The sequence below is a fragment of the Saccharomonospora iraqiensis subsp. iraqiensis genome (assembly GCF_000430445.1).
Lineage (GTDB): Bacteria > Actinomycetota > Actinomycetes > Mycobacteriales > Pseudonocardiaceae > Saccharomonospora > Saccharomonospora iraqiensis.
Genome location: NZ_KE387041.1, coordinates 1 through 1,366, shown reverse-complemented (window position 1 = coordinate 1,366; position 1,366 = coordinate 1). Strand labels below are relative to the sequence as shown.

Annotated in this window: 2 protein-coding genes; both read left to right on the top strand. The window is 70.9% G+C overall.

The features are described 5' to 3' along the window. The first annotated feature begins 360 nt into the window (after nucleotides 1–360). Nucleotides 361–1,215 (top strand): hypothetical protein, encoded by an 855-nt coding sequence (locus tag ACTIR_RS0102850; protein WP_034238032.1) that lies wholly within the window; start codon nucleotides 361–363, stop codon nucleotides 1,213–1,215. Then, a partial coding sequence (locus ACTIR_RS21315) for a helix-turn-helix domain-containing protein (protein WP_034238029.1) occupies nucleotides 1,212–1,366 on the top strand: 155 nt, incomplete at its 3' end. The genes ACTIR_RS0102850 and ACTIR_RS21315, both read left to right, overlap by 4 nt.

Genomic DNA, 1,366 nt, shown 5'->3' with positions numbered 1-1,366 from the left:
CCGGGATGAGGGCCGCGGGACCGCCCCGGACCGCGATCGTCTTGGCCCGTTCGGCGGGACGCGGGACGGGAGGGTGCTGGGGAAGTGGTTCGCTCACGGCGGGGACCTCGCATCGGACGACGATGTCGGGCACGCCGTCCGGTACCGCTCCGGTGTCACCCGATCGGCGTACTCATTAGGTAAGCCTAACCTCGTGGATCCGGATGTCGAGGGTGTCGTTGCGCACGTCCGTCGCCGGTCGGGCGTGTCTCCGCCCGCGCGCCCGGGTGGCGACGTCGGGGAGGCCCGGCGCGCGTTCGTTGAACGAACGCTTTCGTCCTGATTCCGTTCGCTATTAGCGTGTGGGACGTGTCAAGCGCTGTGGAACTCCCGCCCCCAGGCCCCCGAGGAACCCCACCGCTGCTCGCGCGGCTCGTCGACGACTCGGCGCTGTTCCCTCCCGGAGACGCGTCGATGTCGGAGGCCCTGGTCAGCCACCTCGACAACAGGGCCGGTGAGCACGCGGGCGTGCTCGGGGTCTTCCTCTGCCCGGCGTCCCGACTCCCGGAGATGATCACCGAGCTGATCAAGATCAGGCCGAAGGAGCCGTTACCGCTCTCGCTGATCATCGACACCGGCCTCGGCGGGGTTCCGAAGGCGATCTCCATCGTCGAGTCCCGCGAGGAACTGTTGTCCCTGCGGATGGTGGAGATGCCCGCACCCTCCGACGTCGACGAGGTGTGGCTGGAGCGGGTGTCCGAGTTCGTGCCCGAGGACGTCGCCCGCGTCGTCGAGCCGCGCCGGGGAGTCGGCTGGCTCGACGGTGTGCGCAAGGTGCTCGAACACGGCAGTTGGCCGAAGATCCGCTGTGGCGGGCTGTCACAGGAGAACTTCCCGGGTGTCGACGAGGTCGCCGACTTCTTCTCGGTGGTCGGCGGTGCGCCCGGCGCGTCGTTCAAGGCGACCAACAGCCTGCACCGCGCCGTCCGGCACACCGACCCGGACACCGGCTTCGAGCACCACGGGTTCCTCAACCTGATCGTCGCGGCGGCCCGGAACCTGTCCGGCGGCGACGTCCGCGGTGCGCTGGGTTCCACCGACGGGGACGCGCTCGCGGCGGAGGCGGGCAAGCTGGGTGACGAGGCCGCCCGCGCCGTGCGTTCGATGTTCACCTCCTACGCGTCGGCGACCTTCGACGAGTCGATCGCGGATCTGAAGGGGCTGGGGCTGTTGTGACGCGGGAGGGCTCGCTGACGCTCGACCGCGGGCTCGCGCTGCTGCGGGCGGTGGCCGACGCCGAGGGGTCGGCCACCGTCTCGGAGCTGGCCGTCGCCGTCGGTACCAGCCGGGCCGCCGTCTACCGGCTGCTGGTGCCGCTGGCGGAGCG